The following is a 17181-nucleotide window of genomic DNA, read 5'->3' as shown; positions in this document are numbered from 1 at the left end:
CGTGGGAATGTAGCTAGGGACGCTCTGCGTCCCGTAACGCCGGAGCGTTACAGGATGAATTCCCACGCAGAGCGTGGGAACTATATGATTTTGGTCGCCACTTTGCGGGCAAGATGCCCGCGCTCCTTTGATGCACGTTCCCAAACGCCCGCTTCGCATCAAATTGAAACAAAAAGGATGCTGTCATTTTTAACCGTTCGCCTTTTCGCCAGTCTTCATGAGGATTTGTTATGACCCGTAAATTTTTAATATCCAGCGTGGCTGGTCTTGTATTGATAGTCCCTTTGTCAGTTGCGGCACGCGATTCATACGGCCCGCCGCCCGCTAAAGATTGGACATTAACGCTAGGTTTAGCACCTGTTTATAGTCCGGCATTTTTAGGTTCTAAAGATTACGCGTTGTCGGTTTACCCCGATATTCGGCTTAATTACCAAGATAAGTTATTTTTTTCAGTGCGTGATGGCCTTGGCTATAACGTCATCAATACCCCCAGTTGGAAAGTGGGGCCTTTAGTAAAAATCCGCTTTGGTCGTCGTGAAGAACAAGGTGGCTCGCCTTTTTTGGTAGCCGGAAACTCGGACGGACTTAAAGGTTTAGGCGATATTGACACTTCGGGGGAAGCAGGTGGTTTCGCACAGTACACCTATGCCCAAATCCGTTCGCGGGTGGAATTACGCCAAAGTTTCGGCGGTTATGACAGCTTTGTTGGCGACTTGAATGTCAATTATTTTAAACGTTTAGGACCTTTGAATTTTAGCATCGGCCCACGCCTTAGCTTTGCGGGCGATGATTACGTCAACACCTTTTTCGGCATTTCCGCCAGCCAGTCGCAACGGTCAGGACTCGCTCAACATCAGGGCGAGGCGGGCTTGGTGTCTTACGGGATTGGTGGCTCAGCGGTCATGCCGATTACAGCAAAACTGGCGGTCACGTTATTTGCAGGTTATGACCGCCTAGACAGTGATATTGCGAACTCGCCGCTTATCCAAGAACGCGGCGATGCCAACCAAGCCAGTGTAGGGCTTGCCTTCGGTTATCGAACCGATTGGAACAACTGACCGTAACGGAGCGCGATCCTATTGGTCGCCTTTGCGGGCAAGAGGCCCGCGCTCCCTTCCTTATTTAATCGGAGATATTCATGAAACACGGCAACTCCCTCGCCTTAATCACCACGGCTTGTTTGGCGTTGGTGACGGTCAGCCCTATCGGCTACAGCGACGATAAACCCGCCGATGGTACAGCCGCCAGCCGTCCGGCGTTGAGTGTGACGGTGGTGCAACCTAGCCAACAAACCATTCCGCTGACTTTATCCGCAAACGGTTCCATCGCCGCTTGGCAGGAAGCGATTATCGGCGCGGAAATCAGCGACCAACGTTTGGCGGAGGTGCGGGTGCAAGTGGGCGAAACGGTCCGCAAAGGTCAAGTGTTGGCGGTGTTTGCCGATGACAGTGTGGCGGCGGATGTCGCCCAAGCCAAAGCGGCGTTGGCGGAAGCCGAGGCTAATTTAAGCGAAGCACGGTTAAACGCAGGCAGTGCGCGTAAAGTCGCGGGTTCTGGGGTATTAAGTGCACAGCAAACCGCGCAATACCTGACCAGCGAAAAAACCGCCGAGGCGAAAGTGCAATCTGCCAAAGCGCAATTGGACAGCCAATTACTGCGGCTAAAACATACCCGCGTGGTCGCCAGCGATGACGGCATAATCTCCGCCCGCAACGCCACTTTGGGTGCGGTCGCTACGCCGGGGCAGGAATTGTTCCGGCTGATCCGGCAAAACCGTTTGGAATGGCGCGCGGAATTGACGGCGGCGGAAATGGCGAAACTGCACGCAGGTGTCGCCGTCACTATCAATATTCCCAATGTCGCACAAACCACGGGTAAAGTGCGTTTGCTCGCGCCCACCTTAGATATGCAAAGCCGCAACGGTTTAGTCTACGTCGATTTGCCCGATGCCACCCGCCACGGCTTGCGCTCTGGCACGTTCGCGCAAGGCGAGTTTACCTTGGGCAGCAGCCCTGCCCTGACCATTCCGCAAACGGCTTTGTCGTTGCGCGAAGGTTTTAGTTATGTATTCAAGCTAGGCAAATCTAATGGCGATCAAGCCAGCGTCAGCCAAGTGAAAGTGCAGCTGGGGCGGCGCATGGGCGATCAGTACGAAATTCTCGAAGGCATCCAAGCTGACGACCGCTTAGTCGCCAGCGGCGCGGCGTTTTTGGCGGATGGCGATACTGTTAAGGTGGTGCAACCATGAACGTCTCCAGTTGGTGTATCCGTAACCCGATTCCGGCGTTAATGCTGTTCTTGCTGCTCAGCGTTGGCGGCTTGATGAGCTTTAAAGCCATGAAAGTGCAAAACTTTCCTGACTTAGATTTACCGACCGTCATCGTCAACGCCAGTTTGCCGGGGGCATCGCCGGGGCAATTGGAAACTGATGTCGCCCGTAAAATTGAAAATTCGCTGGCGACCTTGCAAGGCTTAAAACACATCACCACCACCATCAAAGACGGTAGTGTTAACCTGACTGTGCAATTCCGTTTGGAAAAACCTGTGCAAGAGGCGGTGGACGATGTGCGTTCGGCGGTCAGTAAAGTCCGTGCCGATATGCCGGGCGATTTGCGCGATCCTATCGTCAATAAGTTGGATATGGCCTCCACGCCGATTTTTGCCTTTACCGTCGCCTCCAACCAGCGCGATGAAGAAGCCTTGTCGTGGTTTGTGGACGACACCATCACCAAACGCTTGCTGGCGGTGGCGGGGGTTGGCGAGGTCAAACGCGTCGGCGGGGTGAGCCGTGAAATCACCATTGCCCTTGATCCGGTCAAGCTGCAAGCCTTGGGCGCGACGGCGGCGGACATTTCCCGACAATTGCGGCAAATCCAGCAAGAAAGCTCCGGCGGTCGTACCGATTTGGGCAGCGGCGAGCAACCCGTGCGGACGCTAGCGAACGTGAAATCAGTGGAAGAATTGCGACCGATGGAAATTTCCTTGGCGGACGGACGGCGTATCCGTCTCGACCAAGTGGCTAATATTACCGACGGCATTGCCGAACCGCGTTCCTTGGCGTTTTACAACGGCAAACGCGTGGTGGGTTTTGAAGTCAGCCGCAGCCGTGGTGCGAGTGAGGTGGAAGTCGGCGCGGGCGTGCAAAAAACCTTGGCGGACTTGCGCTTGCTCAACCCCGATATTGAGTTAAACGAAGCCTTCAACTTTGTCATCCCCGTGCAGGAAGAATTCAGTGGCTCGATGTCCTTGCTTTACGAAGGCGCGGCTTTGGCGGTATTGGTGGTGTGGCTGTTTTTGCGCGATTGGCGGGCGACATTTGTTTCCGCCGTGGCCTTGCCGTTATCGACCATTCCGGCGTTTATCGGCATGGATTATTTTGGCTTCTCCTTGAATGTCGTCACCTTATTGGCCTTGTCTTTGGTGGTGGGCATTTTGGTCGATGACGCGATTGTGGAAGTGGAAAATATTGTCCGGCATTTACGCATGGGCAAAACCCCTTACCAAGCGGCGATGGAAGCGGCGGATGAAATCGGCATGGCAGTGGTTGCCACCACCTTTGCTTTGGTGGCGGTGTTTTTGCCGACCGCGTTTATGAGCGGTATCGCCGGACGATTCTTCAAGCAATTCGGCTGGACAGCTTCGCTGGCGATTATGGCCTCGCTGGTGGTGGCGCGAATGCTCACGCCAATGATGTCGGCGTATATGCTGAAAAACAGCGGTCATCAAGAAGAAAAAGACAGCGCGGTGATGCGCCATTATTTGCACTGGGCGGCGTGGTGTTTGCGCCATCGTCTACTGACAGTTGCGGGTGCTTTGGCGTTTTTTGTCGGTTCAATCATGTTGATTCCGTTGTTGCCGAAAGGCTTTATCCCGCCCGATGACAATCCGCAAAGCCAAGCGTTTGTCGAATTGCCGCCAGGGGCGACGCTAGCGCAAACCAATGCCGCAGCCGAAAAGGCGCGGCAATTGATCGCCGCTGTGCCGTATGTGAAAAACATTTACACCACCATCGGCGCGGGTTCGGCGGGTTCTGACCCGATGGCAAGCCAAGGCGGCAGTGAAGTCCGCAAAGCCACGCTGACCTTGGTATTGGCAGACCGCAAAGACCGTCCGGTGCGTAAACAAGCCATCGAGCAAGACATCCGCAAAGCCTTGGAAAACTTGCCGGGCGTGCGTACCAAAGTCGGCTTGGGTGCGTCGGGCGAAAAATACATTTTGGTGCTGAGCGGCGAAGACCCGCAAACCTTGTCCGCAGCCGCCCGCGCGGTTGAAAAAGACTTACGCACCATCCACGGCCTAGGCAATATCGCCTCCAGCGCATCGTTGGTCAGGCCGGAAATCGCCGTGCGCCCCGACTTTGCCCGCGCCGCCGATTTGGGTGTCACTTCCGCCGCCATCGCCGAAACCCTGCGTATCGCCACTGTCGGAGATTACGATATATCGTTGCCTAAGTTCAACTTGGCGCAGCGGCAAGTGCCGATGATGGTCAAGCTTAACGACGAAGGGCGACGCGATTTGTCGGTATTGGAGCGTCTTGCCGTACCGTCCAGCAAAGTGGGCATGGGGCCGGTGATGGTCAGTCAAGTCGCTGATTTGTCATTGTCCAGCGGCCCAGCAGTCATCGACCGCTATGACCGCGCCCGTAACGTCAATTTTGAAATTGAACTATCGGATTTGCCGCTGGGTGATGTCGCCACCGCCGTACAAAAACTGCCCAGTATCCAATCGCTACCCGCAGGCGTTCAGCAAATTAACGTCGGCGATGCCGAAATGATGATCGAGCTGTTCACCAGTTTTGGTGTGGCGATGCTGATCGGCGTGTTGTGCATTTATGTCGTTCTGGTGTTGTTGTTTAAAGACTTCCTGCAACCGATCACCATTTTGGTCGCCCTGCCCTTGTCGTTCGGCGGCGGTTTTGTCGCCTTGTTGCTGGCGGACAAAAGCTTTTCCATGCCGTCGTTAATTGGCTTGATTATGCTGATGGGCGTTGCCACTAAAAACTCCATCTTGCTGGTCGAATACGCCATCGTCGCCCGCCGCGACCACGGCTTAAACCGCTTGGATGCCTTGCTGGACGCCTGCCACAAACGCGCCCGCCCCATCATCATGACGACGATTGCGATGGGTGCAGGTATGTTGCCGATTGCCATGGGCTGGGGTGCAGCGGATGCGTCTTTCCGCAGCCCGATGGCGGTGGCGGTGATTGGTGGTTTGGTCACCTCTACTTTACTAAGCTTGCTGGTGATTCCGGTGGCATATACTTATTTGGATGATTTGAATACCGCGATCTTTAAAATAGGGCGATGGCTGGGTGATGCGAAAGGAAAAGAAATTGGAAAACACCATGAACGCACTTGAGCAACTCCACTCCGATATTGATGCGCGGGTGAAAAACATCCGCGATAACTATCCCGATTGGTTATGCCGACAAGGCTGTGATGGTTGCTGCAGACGACTTGCGGAAATCCCCAGCTTAACTTCCGCAGAATGGTTGCTGTTACGCGAAGGTTTGGCAGCTTTGCCTACAGAGGTGTTTAAAGAAGTTGCCCAAGGAATCACCGCATTGGCGCAGCAGACATCTCGCCCTGTTGTTTGTCCGATGCTAGACCTTAGCCAAGGCGCATGTCGAGTTTATGCCCACCGCCCTGTCGCATGCCGCACTTATGGATTTTACGTACAGCGCGACAAAGGGCTTTACTGTAAAGACATTGAAACGCGCGAAACCAACGGCGATTGGGTCGGTGTGGTATGGGGCAACCACGATACTATCGATCGCCGTTTACAGCCTTTGGGCGAAACCCGTGAGTTGACCGAATGGTTTGCAGAGTGGATGGGCTAATGCACCCGATGGCTTGCCTTTCTTAGCATCAGCAAGAAAGGCGGGCAACTTATTGATTAATCATATGCGTTGCCAATTGTTGCAACGCATTGCGGAGATTGGTTTCCAGTTGAGCATCCATCGGCGTATCCGCAATCGCCTTATTCATGCACAACATCCATTGGTCCCGTTCAGATTCGCCAATGGCAAACGGCAGGTGGCGGGCGCGCAGCATAGGGTGACCAAATTCTTCAATAAACAAATTGGGGCCACCTAGCCACCCTGACAGAAACTTGAACAATTTGTCTTTAGCGGAAGAAAGGTCGGCCTGATGGATGCCGCGAATGCCTGCTGCTTCGGGTAATGTGTCCATATAGTAGTAAAAGCGGTCGACCAAGTTTAGGATGGCTTGTTCACCGCCCATTGCGCCGTAAGGTGTTCGGGTTGTCATTGCAAATTGCTTTGTAAAATGGATAAGTTGTTGATAGCGGCTAATTAATGACATTACCAAATCACCGATATTTAGTTACTGACTGGCACTAAATTCGCCAAATACTCGTTTTTCCTAGATAAATATTCATCGACAAATACCTGCATAGGCTCAGCTTCATAAGCACTTGGTACGCTGATTGCCAATTTTTTAAAGCCTGAGCCAACAATCTCTTCTCCCGCTTTGATTTGGAAATACAGAAAAGCCGAAGCACGTTTGCCATTGACTTCTATTTTCGGTTCCTGCATGACTACTGATGCTTGCTGGAAATTAAGATGGTCGAATGACAGGGTCATGCTTTCATAAATAACCAAGGGGCGGCTGATGTTAAACATGACATTTTCTTGAGCCAACAATGGCACCAGCACGTAAGGGAAATTTTGCCCGGAAAACGCCACGTAATCACGAATAAAACTTTCTATGAGTGCGGGATCGCGGCTCACACTTCCAGAACGCTCAACCTGCAAATAGGTTTTGCCTTGATTGTCGGTAACATCAATTTGCTCGGCATCTGTATCAGGAAAATTCAGCAAGACATCATGTCCTACCATGCCCGAAAATATAAAATGCATATTTTGGCTTAAACCATATTTCTCTAGGGCTAAAGAAAACAACAAATCGCCAGGCACGCAAAAACGCTTTGAATCAACATCGTGTAAGGGATTGAAATCCCGGGCGACTTCTTTGGCAAACATACTGGCCTTTTCGGCAGCAATACTAAGGTTTCCATCAAAAACACTATAAAAATCTTTTAAAAACATATTATTACTTATCAATACCAATGAACTAAAAACTCAGGTAATGGTAAAAATCAACGTGATGTTGTTTTTCAAAGATCCCATCAAAAAACATGTTTTTTGACTCCTCTTTCGTGCAATCACTTAATTTTTTACCACTACCAAAACTCAAACCAAATCGTATGGCTTAATATTCCTTCTAAAATATTTAGGAAAATTCCAACTCAACCATTACTAACGATTCTGTTTACCATCACAATTTGATCTATTTTGGAGTAATGAACAAGGAGGGAATTATATTTTTTAGGCAATAAAAAACCCGCGAAGGCACTTGGCTAGCGGGTTTATTCTCGTGGGTTATGAATCCCGTTGTTGGTACCGATGGCCGGATTTGAACCGGCACGACTTTCGTCACCACCCCCTCAAGATGGCGTGTCTACCAATTTCACCACATCGGCTTAAACTTGTAACTGACTACTTTTTGGCTGGTTCTTTAGCCTTTTCAGGAACAGCGGTTTTTTCTTCTACTGTTTTTATTTCATCAGCTTTAGGCACGACAGTGGGTTGGATATCCGCCGGTGCTTCTGTTGCCGTAACCGCTTTTTCTGGAATTGCCTGAGATCCTTTAACATCGCTTGCTGCGGGTGCCGCAGGAATTTGAGTTTTTAATTGGTCGACAATCAGGTTCTCCATTTTCTGCGTAGCAACATCTGGCGTTACAGGGATACTCAGTTGTTCTTCCTGGGCAGCTGTAGGTGCCATCAAATCAGTAGACTGACCTTTTTTACCGCCCAAAAATGCCAATCCTAAGCTCGTTATAAAAAACAATGTTGCTAAAATGGCGGTTGTCCTTGACAGGAACGACGCTGCACCTTGCGCACCAAAAACTGAACCGGCAGAGCCTGAGCCGAAAGATGCACCTGCATCTGCACCTTTGCCTTGTTGCATCATGATTAAACCAATGATGCCCAAGCCCAACAGCACATGAATTACTATGATTACTTGATACATGAAAATCTAAACTGCTTTTGTAGAATTATAAATCTTTAAAAAGGATTCCGCGTCTAAGGAAGCCCCACCGATTAAGCCGCCATCAATATCTGGCATGGCAAACAAGCCTTGGGCATTGTCTGGTTTAGCGCTGCCGCCGTAAAGGATCTGTAAGTTTTCGGCAATGCTTTGGTCTTTAGCGGCAATGTATTGGCGGATGTAATGATGCACTTCTTGTGCTTGTTCATCCGTTGCTGTTTTGCCCGTACCAATTGCCCAGACAGGTTCATAAGCAATAACAGCTTTACTGAATGCGGCAATGCCTGCTGCACTGATAACCGCATCCAATTGCTCGTTGATGACAGCAAAGGTTTTGTCTTGCTCACGCTCTTCAAGGGTTTCACCAACACACAAAACAGGAATAATGCCTTTTTCTTGAGCTTGGCAGAAACGGGCAGCAACTGATGCGTCAGTATCGCCGTAATAACTGCGTCTTTCGGAATGGCCGACAAGCGCGTATTTACAACCAAATTCGCTCAACATGCTGGCTGAAATTTCGCCGGTATATGCGCCTGATGCTTTGTCTGCAATGTTTTGCGAACCCAAACCAAGTGCTGTGCCGTTAACCAATGCGCTGATGTCGGCAATATGGATATAAGGAACACAAATTGCCAACTCTGCGCTGCTTGAACCTAGGCCTGCAATGATACCTTGTGCCAGTGCTTTTGCACTTTCACGAGTTCCATTCATTTTCCAATTTCCAATGACCAGTGACTGACGCATTATCGCTCCTCGTATAGAATAAAACCGCCAATGATATAGCCTATTATGGCTTTGTTCAAGCTTCTATTTCGCTTTTAACGGTATCAGCCAATTCATTGGCGTATTGTTTGACGAGATAAGAGTCTTCACCTTCGACCATCACACGGATCAACGGCTCTGTACCCGAAGTTCTGAGCAAAACACGGCCTTTATCGCCCAACTGGGTTTCGACAGCTTGCACGGCCTTATAAATACCAGGGTAGTCAGCAACGTTGACTTTTTTGGCAACCCTAACGTTGACCAATTCTTGCGGATATTTTTGCATATCGCTTTTTAATTGATGGAGCGACTTGCCGCTTCTTTGCATTTCCGCCATCACTTGTAAGGCGGAAATGATACCGTCACCTGTGCTTGTTTTATCCAAGCAGATGATATGGCCTGAGTTTTCACCGCCAATAATGCCGCCATGTTCATTAAGCATTTTTAACACATAACGATCCCCAACTTTGGCCCGTAACAAAGACAAGCCTAAGGTTGCCAGCGCTTTTTCCATGCCAAGATTAGACATAAGCGTACCGACAACAGGACCTTTCATTGCACCTTCTTCAAGCCGGGATTTGGCAATGATGTAGATCAGTTCGTCACCATCGACGACTTCGCCTTTATGGTCAACCATAATTAGACGGTCGCCATCGCCATCTAAGGCAATACCCAAATCGGCTTGGTTAGCCAATACAGTTTCTGAAAGCAATTTAGGCTTGGTCGCGCCGCAATCATCATTAATATTAAGGCCGTTGGGTTCTACGCCGATGGCAATCACTTCCGCGCCGACTTCGCTAAAAACAGGCGGGGCAATGTGGTAGGTGGCTCCGTGGGCGCAATCGACGACAACTTTTATACCAGCAAAATCGTAGCGGGTGGGGATGCTGGCTTTGCAGAACTCAATGTAACGGCCCGCCGCATCAACCACGCGCTTAGCCTTACCCAGTTTTGCAGATTCTACTGTCACCATCGGCGAATCGATATATTCTTCAATTTTACGTTCGGTTTCATCAGGTAATTTAGTGCCTAAAACGGAGAAAAACTTAACGCCATTATCGTAATAAGGGTTATGCGACGCGCTAATGACGATACCTGCCTGAGCACGAAGTGTGCGGGTCAAATAGGCAATACCTGGCGTAGGCATGGGGCCCAACAAACGCGTGTTCACACCTGCGGCGGTCAGTCCTGACTCAATTGCCGATTCGAACATGTAACCAGAAATTCGGGTATCTTTACCCACCAGCACAAAATCGTTACCTTCTTCAGCAAACACTCGTCCGGCAGCCCAACCTAGCTTTAAAAAAAAGTCTGGGGTAATTGGCGCATCTCCTACTTTGCCTCTAATTCCATCCGTGCCAAAATATTTTCTAGTCATTTATATAAAACCCATTATCCCCATTAAATATCAATATCATGAAATTAACTTTCAACTTCAAAAAAGATTAAAAACAGCCTTTTCTAAAACATAAGATCGCTTGAAATGGATATAAAAAAAGGAGAGGTGCGGACACCTCTCCTTTTAACTTAACGTAGATTCACACTAGCCCTGTTGAGCAGTTGCACCTAAAGAACCGTCAGTTTTTTTATCATCTTTGGGTTTGAAATCATCAACGCTGACTCCACCACGCGGTGGCATGTCATCCCAGCCTTGTGGCGCCCTAACCGGTTTGCGCGCCATCAAATCATCGATTTGATACTTGTCGATGGTTTCGTATTTCATTAACGCATCGGACATGGCGTGAAGGATGTCGATATTGTCTTTGATGATTTGCTCTGCACGTTGGTAGTTACGGTCAATGATGGAGCGGATTTCTTCATCAATGGTATGCGAAGTTTCTTCTGCAACTGATTTGTGTTGGGTGACTGAACGGCCCAAGAAGACTTCACCTTCTTCTTCACTGTACGACAATGGCCCTAAACGTTGCGACAAACCCCACTTAGTCACCATGTTTCTCGCCAGCTCAGTCGCCCGCTCAATATCGTTGGAAGCACCTGTACTGACTTGCTCCCAGCCGAAAATCACTTCTTCGGCAATACGTCCACCGTACAAGCTGGAAATCATACTATCCAGTTTTTGCTTGCTGGCACTGTACTGATCTTTTTCGGGCAGGAACATGGTTACGCCCAAGGCGCGGCCTCTGGGCATGATGCTAACTTTGTAAACAGGGTCATGTTCAGGCACCAGTTTGCCGACAACAGCATGGCCTGCTTCGTGATAAGCTGTCATGCGTTTTTCTTTGTCGCCCATGACCATCGTGTGGCGTTCAGCGCCCATAATCAGCTTGTCTTTGGCTTTTTCAAGATCAACCATGCTGACTACGCGTTTGTTCATACGGGCAGCAAACAAAGCGGCTTCGTTTACCAAATTGGCCAAATCCGCACCCGAAAAACCGGATGTGCCTTGAGCAATATATTTGGCTTCAACATCATCGGCAGCAGGTACTTTCTTTAAATGCACTCCCAATATCTGTTCACGGCCCCGGACATCAGGCAAGCCCACCGTCACTTGGCGGTCAAAGCGACCTGGACGCAACAAAGCTTTGTCCAATACGTCAGGACGGTTGGTGGCAGCAATGACGATAATGCCTTCATTGCCTTCAAAACCGTCCATCTCAACCAGCAATTGGTTCAAGGTTTGTTCGCGCTCATCATTACCGCCACCTAAACCAGCACCACGCTGACGGCCTACTGCATCAATTTCGTCGATAAAGATAATGCAAGGTGCGTGCTTTTTGGCTTGCTCAAACATGTCACGGACACGTGACGCGCCAACACCCACAAACATTTCGACAAAATCGGAACCCGAAATGGTAAAGAATGGCACTTTCGCTTCACCGGCAATAGCCCTTGCCAACAAGGTTTTACCTGTGCCAGGAGGGCCGATCATCAATGCGCCACGCGGAATTTTTCCACCCAAACGTTGGTATTTGGCAGGGTCTTTTAAGAAATCGACCATTTCCGACACTTCTTCCTTAGCCTCGTCACAGCCCGCCACGTCGGCAAACGTGACTTTAATTTGGTTTTCTTCCAACATGCGTGCTTTGCTTTTGCCAAAGCTCATCGCGCCACGACCACCTGCGCCACCGCCTTGCATTTGCCGCATGAAAAACACCCAAACAGCAATCAATAACAACATGGGGCCAAATGACACCAGCAATTGCATGATTAATGAGGGTTGTTCGGGTGGCACGGCCTTGATTTCAACATTATTGGCCAACAGGTCATCAACCAAGTGCAAATCGTTAGGTGCATAGGTTTTAAATACTTGCCCGCCTTGCATTTTGCCTTTGATAACGTGGTCGTCAATCATGACTTGCTGAACCTGGCCAGCCTTAACCGATTCGATGAATTGCGAATAAGAAAGCGAAGAATCCGCCCGCTCGCCTTGAGGGCCAAAATTATTAAAAACCGACATCAGCACAACGGCGATGACGACCCACAAGATTATATTTTTTAACATATCATTCAACTTACACGCCCCGGCTATTTACAGCACCTGGTTTAAAAACTGACCCGATTATATCAGGACTACTTTACTGACTAATGTAATTTATTCGTCATTTACCATATATCATCATTTCCAGACATTGCCTATATTGGGATGCAGCAACCTCATTTAAAGCCTTTGGCTAAAATATAAACTTCATTGCTTCTTGGCCTGGAGGCTTTGGGCTTTCTGATGACGACTTTGGCAAAGTTTTGCTGTACTTCGCGGTGAAAAGCTTCGAAACCTTCACCTTGAAACACTTTGACCAGAAACGCGCCATCCCTGACCAAAACCGATTTGGCTGTATCTAACGCCAACTCGCAGAGATAAATGGCTGATGGCTGGTCGATCGACTTATTGCCACTGATATTCGGTGCCATATCGGACATCACCAAATGGATAGGCTCACCCGCCAAGACTTCATAAAGCTGGTTGAACACCATTTCTTCGCGGAAATCGCCTTGGATAAAATGGACATCTTCCAGTACATCCATCGGCAAAATATCCAATGCCACCAACTTGTTTTTTTTCGCCATCAATTGCCTGGCAAGCTGCGACCAACCTCCCGGTGCAGCCCCCAAGTCGACGACATTCATCCCTGGCTTAATCAGTTGGTCTTTCTCTTGAATTTCTTTTAACTTAAAAACTGCGCGCGAGCGGTAGCCCTGCGCTTGGGCAAGTTTGACGTATTCGTCATCGAAATGTTCCTGCATCCAACGGTTACTGCTTTTACTGCGCGCCATATCGCCTTAATTTGTGTAGAATTTACGGTTTTGATTTAGGAAAAAGTGTGAAGCCAACAGATAAAAAACAATTACGAACCGCCGCCCACGAACTAAAGCCCGTTGTGATGATCGGTCAGGCAGGGCTGACCCCAGCCGTTCTGGCTGAAATTGACATCGCGCTCAGTGTCCACGAGCTGATTAAAATTAAAGTTCGTGCCGAACGTGATGAACGTAAAGAAATAATTGAAGGTATTTGCCAAGCAAGCAAAGCTGAACTTATTCAAGGGATAGGTCAAGTTGCCGTTATCTACCGATTAAACCCCAATAAAGGCAAATAAAAACATTGGACAAAAGGCGCAAGACAACGAGTGTCTCGCGCTTTTTAACCTTTTATACGTAATGGACAGCAATAATCTCGTATTCCACATTACCTGCCGGTGCCTTAACCGTCACAATATCTTCAACTTCCTTGCCAATCAACGCCCTGGCAATGGGCGAGCCGATAGAAATACGACCTTCTTTGATATTGGCTTCGTCTTCACCCACAATTTGGTAAGTGACACGTTTTTCTGATCCTATATCTTCAATCTCAACGGTTGCACCAAACACCACCTTGCCGTTGGCATCCACTTTGGTCACGTCAATAATCTGTGCATTAGCCAACTTGCCTTCAATTTCGGCAATGCGGCCTTCGGCAAAGCTTTGCTGCTCTTTAGCGGCGTGGTATTCGGCATTTTCCTTTAAATCGCCATGCGCCCTGGCTTCGGAAATGGCGTTGATGATGCGCGGACGCGTCACTGTTTTTAATTCTTCTAGCTCTTCGCGCAGTTTGGTTGCGCCAGCGACAGTCAAAGGTACTTTACTCATTAAATATAACTCCCGTTTTTTATACTTCCATTGCTGACTATTCGGTCAGGCTTTTATGTAAATCTTGCAGGCAGTTGACATCACCGGCATCCAATTCGCCCAATGCGTAACAAGCGGCTTTTGCGCCCGCCATGGTGGTGTAGTAAGTCACCCGGTTTTGCAATGCAGCCCTACGCATAGTGAAAGAATCGGAGATGGCTTTTTTGCCTTCTGTGGTGTTAATCACCAATTGAATCTGACCATTTTTAATCATATCAACGGTATTTGGACGGCCTTCGTTCACTTTTAAAACTTTCTCGCAAGGAATACCGACTTCCTTCAAGAAACTCGCCGTGCCGCCTGTCGCAACGATTTCGTAATTTTTATCGACCAACATGCGGGCAATTTCGGCAACTTTGTTTTTATCGGCATCACGGATACTAATCAATACTTTACCGCTGGCGTTCAAGTTAACACCTGCAGCACGCTGCGATTTGGCAAACGCTTCACCGAAGGTTTTGCCCACGCCCATCACTTCCCCTGTCGATTTCATTTCCGGACCCAATAAAGGATCAACGCCTGGGAATTTAACGAATGGGAACACGGCTTCTTTAACCGAATAGTAATCAGGGATGCGCTCTTCGGTAACGCCTTGTTGCGCCAAGGTTTGCCCCACCATCACCCGTGCGGCAATTTTTGCCAACGGATAACCTGTCGCTTTCGAGACAAATGGTGCGGTTCTTGATGCGCGCGGATTGACTTCTAATACATAAATATCAGTGCCTTGAATCGCAAATTGGGTATTCATCAAACCACGCACGCCCAAAGCTTCCGCCATTTTGGCAACTTGTTCGCGCAATTGGTCTTGAATATCCGCCGCCAATTCATACGGTGGCAACGAACAAGCCGAATCACCTGAATGCACACCGGCTTGTTCAATGTGTTCCATCAAACCGCCAATCAGCACCCGTTCGCCGTCATAAATGGCATCGACATCCATTTCCACGGCATCATCCAAGAACCGGTCCAGCAGAACTGGCGAATCGTTAGAGACGCTCACCGCTTCTTTCATGTAGCGCTGCAAGCCCTCTTCATTAATAACGATTTCCATTGCCCGACCACCCAACACATAAGACGGGCGCACGACTAACGGATAGCCCAGTTCTTTGGCGGCATTAATGGCTTGCTCAACCGAACGCGCAGTGGCATTGGGCGGTTGTTTTAAGTTGAGGCGCTCCAACAATTTTTGGAAACGCTCGCGGTCTTCCGCCAAGTCGATGGAATCCGGTGACGTGCCAATAATCGGCACGCCGGCGGCTTCCAAAGCCCGCGCCAATTTCAACGGTGTTTGTCCGCCGTATTGCACAATCACACCTTTGGGTTTTTCCAATTGCACGATTTCCAACACGTCTTCCAAGGTCAACGGTTCAAAATACAAGCGGTCAGAGGTGTCAAAATCCGTGGAAACCGTTTCAGGATTACAGTTAATCATGATGGTTTCGTAACCGTCTTCACGTAAGGCCAACGCCGCGTGGACGCAGCAGTAGTCAAACTCAATACCTTGCCCGATACGGTTAGGGCCGCCGCCTAAGATGATAATTTTTTCTTTGTCAGAAACGCGGGCTTCGCATTCTTCTTCATATGTCGAATACAAATACGCCGTATCGGAAGCGAATTCCGCCGCGCAAGAGTCAATGCGTTTGTAAACAGGGCGGATATTTTGCTTATGACGGGTGTTGCGCACTTCAATTTCCGACGCGCCCAACAGCTGCGCAATGCGGCTGTCAGAAAAGCCTTTGCGTTTCAGTTGGTAAAGCTCGCCTTCTTTTAAAGTTGACAGCGTTTTGGTGGACAACGATTGTTCGGTCAGGATCAAATCTTCGACTTGCGCCAAAAACCACGGATCAATTTTGCACGTGTCGTGGACGTCCGCCAACGTCATGCCGCTGCGGAACGCGTCGCCCACATAAAGCAAACGATCGGGGCCTGGATGGCGCAATTCACGACGGATAATATCGTCCGCATCTTCAGCATTGATGTCGATGATTTCATTAAGGCCGTTGATGCCAATCTCCAAACCGCGCAAGGCTTTTTGCAAAGACTCTTGGAAAGTGCGACCTATGGCCATCACTTCACCGACTGACTTCATTTGTGTGGTCAGGCGGTCATCTGCTTGTGGGAATTTCTCGAAAGTGAAGCGCGGGATTTTGGTAACAACATAGTCGATACTTGGCTCGAACGATGCTGGCGTACGTCCGCCAGTGATTTCGTTCTGCAATTCATCCAACGTGTAACCAATCGCCAATTTTGCCGCGACTTTGGCAATTGGAAAACCTGTGGCTTTAGATGCCAGCGCCGACGAACGCGATACGCGCGGATTCATTTCGATAACAATCAAACGTCCATCAACTGGATTAATCGCTACCTGCACGTTTGAACCGCCGGTATCGACACCAATTTCGCGCAGAACCGCTAACGATACATTCCGCAGGATTTGGTATTCCTTATCTGTCAGAGTTTGAGCAGGGGCAACGGTAATAGAGTCGCCCGTATGCACGCCCATCGGATCGAAGTTTTCTATCGAACAAACGATGATGCAATTGTCATTGCGGTCACGCACCACCTCCATTTCGTATTCTTTCCAACCCAACACCGATTCTTCAATCAGCAATTCGTTGGTGGGCGACAAATCCAAGCCGCGCTCGCAAATCTCCATGAACTCTTGTTTATTGTATGCAATGCCGCCGCCGCTACCACCCATCGTGAAAGACGGACGGATAACGGTGGGATAACCCACTTCCGCTTGTGCTGCCAACGCTTCTTCCATCGTATGCGCAGTCTTTGATCGGGCAACTTCAAAGCCCAAACGCCCCATCGCATCATTAAATAACTGGCGATCTTCGGCTTTGTTGATGGCTTCTTTGGTAGCGCCAATCATTTCCACGTTGTACTTTGCCAACACGCCGTGTTTGTCCAAAGCTAAGGCGCAGTTCAGGGCCGTTTGTCCGCCCATCGTCGGCAACACTGCATCGGGGCGTTCTTTTTCGATGATTTTTTCCACCGTTTGCCAGTCGATAGGCTCGATGTAAATTGCATCCGCCATATCCGGGTCGGTCATGATGGTCGCGGGATTAGAATTCACCAAAATCACGCGGTAGCCTTCTTCGCGCAAGGCTTTGCAGGCTTGGGTGCCAGAGTAATCAAATTCGCAAGCCTGACCAATAACGATAGGGCCTGCGCCAAGTAAAAGGATGGATTTTATGTCGGTTCTTTTCGGCATTTTA

Annotated in this window: 14 protein-coding genes and 1 tRNA gene; 5 read left to right on the top strand and 10 right to left on the bottom strand. The window is 49.3% G+C overall.

The genetic code is table 11. The annotated features are described in order from the left end of the window. Positions 1 to 230: 230 nt before the first annotated feature. From ACYQ1O_RS07050 to ACYQ1O_RS07035, 4 genes are all read left to right on the top strand, one after another. Complete coding sequence (locus ACYQ1O_RS07050) at positions 231 to 1058, top strand: MipA/OmpV family protein (protein WP_459990955.1); 828 nt, start codon at positions 231 to 233, stop codon at positions 1056 to 1058. 80 nt (positions 1059 to 1138) lie between these two features. Further along, positions 1139 to 2248, top strand: a complete 1110-nt coding sequence (locus tag ACYQ1O_RS07045) for an efflux RND transporter periplasmic adaptor subunit (RefSeq protein WP_459990954.1) — start codon at positions 1139 to 1141, stop codon at positions 2246 to 2248. Continuing rightward, positions 2245 to 5358: an efflux RND transporter permease subunit gene (locus tag ACYQ1O_RS07040; RefSeq protein WP_459990953.1), complete on the top strand. Its 3114-nt coding sequence runs from the start codon at positions 2245 to 2247 to the stop codon at positions 5356 to 5358. Before ACYQ1O_RS07045 ends, ACYQ1O_RS07040 begins: the two co-directional genes overlap by 4 nt. After that, the gene (locus ACYQ1O_RS07035; protein ID WP_459990952.1) at positions 5345 to 5839 is read left to right on the top strand and encodes a YkgJ family cysteine cluster protein; all 495 of its coding nucleotides are present in this window, start codon (positions 5345 to 5347) and stop codon (positions 5837 to 5839) included. The genes ACYQ1O_RS07040 and ACYQ1O_RS07035 overlap by 14 nt, the downstream gene beginning before the upstream one ends. Positions 5840 to 5888: 49 nt before the next feature. On the opposite strand, the gene ACYQ1O_RS07030 is transcribed toward ACYQ1O_RS07035, so the two are convergent. The 8 genes from ACYQ1O_RS07030 to rlmE form a co-directional block, all read right to left on the bottom strand. Beyond that, positions 5889 to 6269 (bottom strand): group II truncated hemoglobin, encoded by a 381-nt coding sequence (locus ACYQ1O_RS07030; protein ID WP_459990951.1) that lies wholly within the window; start codon positions 6267 to 6269, stop codon positions 5889 to 5891. A gap of 71 nt (positions 6270 to 6340) precedes the next feature. After that, the gene (locus ACYQ1O_RS07025; RefSeq protein ID WP_459990950.1) at positions 6341 to 7069 is read right to left on the bottom strand and encodes a DUF3581 domain-containing protein; all 729 of its coding nucleotides are present in this window, start codon (positions 7067 to 7069) and stop codon (positions 6341 to 6343) included. Between the two features lie 349 nt (positions 7070 to 7418). After that, positions 7419 to 7503, bottom strand: a tRNA-Leu gene (locus tag ACYQ1O_RS07020). A 16-nt stretch (positions 7504 to 7519) separates the two neighbouring features. Next, positions 7520 to 8056 (bottom strand): preprotein translocase subunit SecG, encoded by a 537-nt coding sequence (gene secG, locus ACYQ1O_RS07015; protein WP_459990949.1) that lies wholly within the window; start codon positions 8054 to 8056, stop codon positions 7520 to 7522. 6 nt (positions 8057 to 8062) lie between these two features. Continuing rightward, entirely contained in the window at positions 8063 to 8818 is a 756-nt protein-coding gene (gene tpiA, locus ACYQ1O_RS07010) for a triose-phosphate isomerase (protein WP_459990948.1), read from the bottom strand. A gap of 55 nt (positions 8819 to 8873) precedes the next feature. Continuing rightward, positions 8874 to 10214, bottom strand: coding sequence for a phosphoglucosamine mutase (gene glmM / locus ACYQ1O_RS07005; RefSeq protein WP_459990947.1), 1341 nt, complete (start codon positions 10212 to 10214; stop codon positions 8874 to 8876). Positions 10215 to 10379: 165 nt separating this feature from the next. Next, entirely contained in the window at positions 10380 to 12299 is a 1920-nt protein-coding gene (ftsH, locus tag ACYQ1O_RS07000; protein ID WP_459990946.1) for an ATP-dependent zinc metalloprotease FtsH, read from the bottom strand. 152 nt (positions 12300 to 12451) lie between these two features. Further along, positions 12452 to 13069, bottom strand: coding sequence for a 23S rRNA (uridine(2552)-2'-O)-methyltransferase RlmE (gene rlmE / locus ACYQ1O_RS06995; RefSeq protein WP_459990945.1), 618 nt, complete (start codon positions 13067 to 13069; stop codon positions 12452 to 12454). 47 nt (positions 13070 to 13116) lie between these two features. On the opposite strand from rlmE, the gene yhbY reads away from it, so the two are divergent. Next, positions 13117 to 13389, top strand: a complete 273-nt coding sequence (yhbY, locus tag ACYQ1O_RS06990; protein ID WP_459990944.1) for a ribosome assembly RNA-binding protein YhbY — start codon at positions 13117 to 13119, stop codon at positions 13387 to 13389. Positions 13390 to 13441: 52 nt separating this feature from the next. Here yhbY and greA read toward each other — a convergent pair whose 3' ends face one another. Together greA and carB are read right to left on the bottom strand one after the other, a co-directional pair. Next, positions 13442 to 13918 (bottom strand): transcription elongation factor GreA, encoded by a 477-nt coding sequence (gene greA, locus ACYQ1O_RS06985; protein ID WP_459990943.1) that lies wholly within the window; start codon positions 13916 to 13918, stop codon positions 13442 to 13444. 37 nt (positions 13919 to 13955) lie between these two features. Next, the gene (gene carB / locus ACYQ1O_RS06980) at positions 13956 to 17177 is read right to left on the bottom strand and encodes a carbamoyl-phosphate synthase large subunit (RefSeq protein ID WP_459990942.1); all 3222 of its coding nucleotides are present in this window, start codon (positions 17175 to 17177) and stop codon (positions 13956 to 13958) included. Positions 17178 to 17181: the final 4 nt, after the last annotated feature.

The sequence above is a fragment of the Methylosoma difficile genome, from assembly GCF_054657615.1.
The sequence above is the reverse complement of the archived record's forward strand: the minus strand, read 5'-3'. Positions and strand labels throughout refer to the sequence as shown.

Bases quoted from the DNA above. Each gene is read 5' to 3' on its own strand.
- ACYQ1O_RS07050 (WP_459990955.1), top strand. From the start codon at position 231: ATGACCCGTAAATTTTTAATATCCAGCGTGGCTGGTCTTGTATTGATA.
- ACYQ1O_RS07045 (WP_459990954.1), top strand. From the start codon at position 1,139: ATGAAACACGGCAACTCCCTCGCCTTAATCACCACGGCTTGTTTGGCG.
- ACYQ1O_RS07040 (WP_459990953.1), top strand. From the start codon at position 2,245: ATGAACGTCTCCAGTTGGTGTATCCGTAACCCGATTCCGGCGTTAATG.
- ACYQ1O_RS07035 (WP_459990952.1), top strand. From the start codon at position 5,345: ATGAACGCACTTGAGCAACTCCACTCCGATATTGATGCGCGGGTGAAA.
- ACYQ1O_RS07030 (WP_459990951.1), bottom strand. From the start codon at position 6,269: ATGACAACCCGAACACCTTACGGCGCAATGGGCGGTGAACAAGCCATC.
- ACYQ1O_RS07025 (WP_459990950.1), bottom strand. From the start codon at position 7,069: ATGTTTTTAAAAGATTTTTATAGTGTTTTTGATGGAAACCTTAGTATT.
- secG (WP_459990949.1), bottom strand. From the start codon at position 8,056: ATGTATCAAGTAATCATAGTAATTCATGTGCTGTTGGGCTTGGGCATC.
- tpiA (WP_459990948.1), bottom strand. From the start codon at position 8,818: ATGCGTCAGTCACTGGTCATTGGAAATTGGAAAATGAATGGAACTCGT.
- glmM (WP_459990947.1), bottom strand. From the start codon at position 10,214: ATGACTAGAAAATATTTTGGCACGGATGGAATTAGAGGCAAAGTAGGA.
- ftsH (WP_459990946.1), bottom strand. From the start codon at position 12,299: ATGTTAAAAAATATAATCTTGTGGGTCGTCATCGCCGTTGTGCTGATG.
- rlmE (WP_459990945.1), bottom strand. From the start codon at position 13,069: ATGGCGCGCAGTAAAAGCAGTAACCGTTGGATGCAGGAACATTTCGAT.
- greA (WP_459990943.1), bottom strand. From the start codon at position 13,918: ATGAGTAAAGTACCTTTGACTGTCGCTGGCGCAACCAAACTGCGCGAA.
- carB (WP_459990942.1), bottom strand. From the start codon at position 17,177: ATGCCGAAAAGAACCGACATAAAATCCATCCTTTTACTTGGCGCAGGC.